This window comes from Streptomyces calidiresistens (assembly GCF_014141525.1).
In the GTDB taxonomy this organism is placed as follows: Bacteria; Actinomycetota; Actinomycetes; order Streptomycetales; family Streptomycetaceae; genus Streptomyces; species Streptomyces calidiresistens.
Genome location: NZ_VKHS01000852.1, coordinates 1 through 2,194 on the forward strand (window position 1 = coordinate 1; position 2,194 = coordinate 2,194).

Here is a 2,194-nt window from a genome sequence, read left to right on the forward strand (position 1 = left end):
GGCCGGGGCCGTGGTCGGGCGAGGGTGTGCAGGTGGTTGCGCTCAGCGTCGTTCAGGTGCAGGGCGGTGGCGAGCGCGTCGAGGACCTCTGGGGAGGCGCTGCGGCTGCGACCTTGTTCAAGGCGGGTGTAGTAGTCCACGCTCACCCCGGCCAGTTGGGCGAGTTCCTCCCGGCGCAGTCCGGATACCCGGCGTCGGCCCGGGCCCGGGGCGTCGAGTCCGGCTTCCCGCGGGGTGAGGCGGGTGCGGGCGGAGCGGAGGAATTCCGCCATGGGCGCGCTGGTGGGGTGCTCACGGTCCATACATCCAGGGTCGCGCGTTCACTGAGGATTCGGCTGCGGGAGGGTGGCCCATTTTGTCCCCCGATCAGGCGGGCCCTTTTGAGGCCCCTTTTGCCTGCTCGGAGTTGGTTCAGTGGATGCCGGAGCCCGCCACCGCAAGGGGTGTCCGGGCGAAGCGGACGGATGGAGAAACCTTCATGGCAACGTGGTTCATCACCGGCGGATCCCGCGGGCTGGGACTGGAGATCGCGCGGGCGGCAGTGAACGGCGGCGACAACGTCGTGGTCGCTGCCCGTGACCCGCGGAAGCTGCCGGACGAGTTGCGCCGGCACGGCCGAGTCCTCGGTGTCGCCCTTGACGTGACCCGCAGCGAGGACATCACCGCCGCGGTCGAGACGGCGGTGGAAGGCTTCGGTACGATCGACGTCCTCGTCAACAACGCGGGGCGCGGTCTGCTCGGGGCGCTGGAGGAGATCACCGACGCCGAGGCGCGGTCCCTGTTCGATCTCAACGTCTTCGGGCTGATCAACGTCACCCGCGCGGTCCTGCCGGGGATGAGGGCGGCCGGAGGTGGAAAGGTCGTGAACATCGGCTCCCGTTCCGGCTTCGAGGGCGAGCCCGGGGTGAGCATGTACAGCGCGTCGAAGTTCGCCGTGGCCGGTATCAGTGAGGCGCTCGCGGTGGAGTTGGAGCCGTTCGGGATCCAGAGCATGGTCGTGGAGCCCGGGGTCTTCCGCACCGACTTCCTCGACGCCAGCTCCTTGTCGACCGCGGCCGAGCGTATCCCCGCCTACGACGGCACACCGGCCCACGCCACCCTGGACTGGGTCGACACCGCCAACCACACCCAGCTCGGCGACCCCGTCAAGGGCGCCGCCCTGATCTATGAGGTGACCTGCCGGGGCAAGCTGCCCGGGCATCTGCCCCTGGGACGCGACGCGATAGAACGCCGGCTGGTCAAGATCCGCAGCCTTCAGGACGACCTCGCGGCCTGGCAGGACAAGTCCGCCGCCACGGCCTGCGACGACGCTGCCTGACCACCCCAAACCGATCCCGAGCCACGGGAAATATCTCTCATCATGACGTACCTGCTTACCAGCCGGCCGTTGGACGAGCGTGTGGCCGTGGTCACCGGAGCCTCCACCGGTCGTCCACGGCCTTGGCCGGCGACTCACCCAACTCGATGGTTCGGGCCTCGGTCACGTTCCCACCGATCATCGGTGCATCTTCCATGATCGGGAGTTACACCGGACGTCTTACAGACCCGGAGTGGGTGAGGAAGTGACAGTGCGGGCTCGGAACAGCCGCGCCCAAGGGCTGGGGGTTGGCATGTGACGGAGTGTGGGATTTCGTCCCCGTGTTCCGGGTGCCGGGGAGTAGCGTCGATACCGCCACACAACACGTAGGGGACACAGGGGGTGGGCCGGTGGGTGTGGATGTCGGGGCGGTGGTGGGGTACGCCTTCGCGTGGCTGACCGCCAGGGTGGCCGCGCGGAGCGCGGAACGAGCCGGGGAGGCCGTGGACGCCGGCCTCGACGCGAGTCTGGACCGCATCGGCGGCCTGGTCGCGGGCCGGCTGGCGGGGGATCCGGCGTGGGAACGCGCCGGCGAGGAAGCCGAACACGGCCTGGAAGAGCCCTCCGAGCGGACCCGGCGGCGCCTGACCGACTCCCTCGAGGACCTCCTGGAACGCGATCCCGCCTTCGCCGACGAACTACGGCGGGTACTGAAAGCCCACGGGGCCGGTGGTGGTGGGGTGAGCGCCTCCGGCGGGGGCCAGGCGGTCGGGGGCAATGTCACCATCCGGGCCGACCACAGATCCGCAGCCGCACTGCGGATGGGGGATGTCCACCGCGGAGGTGGTGCGGGAAACCCTTCCCGGCCGGGTCCGGACCACAACGGCTGACCACACC

General features: G+C 69.8%; 3 protein-coding genes. 2 read left to right on the forward strand and 1 reads right to left on the reverse strand.

The window, feature by feature from the left end:
• Positions 1–302, reverse strand: a 302-nt coding sequence (locus tag FOE67_RS23435; RefSeq protein WP_182666831.1) for a helix-turn-helix domain-containing protein, incomplete at its 3' end; no start/stop codon positions are given.
• A 176-nt stretch (positions 303–478) separates the two neighbouring features.
• Between FOE67_RS23435 and FOE67_RS23440 the strand changes: the two genes are divergently transcribed.
• Both FOE67_RS23440 and FOE67_RS23445 read left to right on the forward strand, forming a co-directional pair.
• Positions 479–1,318 (forward strand): SDR family NAD(P)-dependent oxidoreductase, encoded by an 840-nt coding sequence (locus tag FOE67_RS23440; RefSeq protein ID WP_182666832.1) that lies wholly within the window; start codon positions 479–481, stop codon positions 1,316–1,318.
• 389 nt (positions 1,319–1,707) lie between these two features.
• The gene (locus FOE67_RS23445) at positions 1,708–2,187 is read left to right on the forward strand and encodes a hypothetical protein (protein ID WP_182666833.1); all 480 of its coding nucleotides are present in this window, start codon (positions 1,708–1,710) and stop codon (positions 2,185–2,187) included.
• The last annotated feature ends 7 nt before the right edge of the window (positions 2,188–2,194 follow it).

What these genes read in the sequence shown, in the direction of transcription:
- FOE67_RS23440 (WP_182666832.1), top strand. Translation starts at nt 479, where the DNA reads ATGGCAACGTGGTTCATCACCGGCGGATCCCGCGGGCTGGGACTGGAG.